The 599-nt window shown below is 45.1% G+C and carries 2 rRNA genes; both read left to right on the plus strand.

The window, feature by feature from the left end:
- Positions 1-259 (plus strand): 23S ribosomal RNA (locus I6E83_RS14685); the annotation flags it as partial.
- A 191-nt stretch (positions 260-450) separates the two neighbouring features.
- Positions 451-565: ribosomal RNA gene (rrf, locus tag I6E83_RS14690) — 5S ribosomal RNA — on the plus strand.
- Positions 566-599 lie beyond the last annotated feature (34 nt).

The raw sequence follows: 599 nt of genomic DNA on the forward strand, positions 1-599 counted from the left end.
TGGAAATTTGAGAGGATCTGCTCCTAGTACGAGAGGACCAGAGTGGACGAACCTCTGGTGTTCGGGTTGTCACGCCAGTGGCATTGCCCGGTAGCTACGTTCGGATGGGATAACCGCTGAAAGCATCTAAGCGGGAAGCCCACCTCAAGATTAGATTTCCCTAAAGAGCCGTTCAAGACTAGGACGTTGATAGGCAGGGTGTGGAAGTGCAGCGATGCATGTAGCTAACCTGTACTAATTGCTCGTTTGGCTTGACCATACAACACCCAAGTGGTTTGTATACAAGTCTAATTAATCTATCTTGTATAAGCTGTAGTGGCTTATAGAATAAAGAAAGAATATTTCGATATCACCTTTAACCTTGATTCAGTTAGGTTACAAGTTGATCGACTAAAAATTAAAATTTGAAGTCAAACAATAAAAACAACAGACTCATATCTAACCCCCTTTGCTGACGACAATAGCGCGATGGCCCCACCTGATCCCTTCCCGAACTCAGAAGTGAAACATCGTTGCGCCAATGGTAGTGTGGATTCGTCCATGTGAGAGTAGGTCATCGTCAGCTCTCTATTCAAAGTTAAACCCCCAACGCTCACGCG

The organism is Psychrobacter sp. SZ93C1 (genome assembly GCF_015864635.1).
Classification (GTDB): Bacteria; Pseudomonadota; Gammaproteobacteria; order Pseudomonadales; family Moraxellaceae; genus Psychrobacter; species Psychrobacter fozii.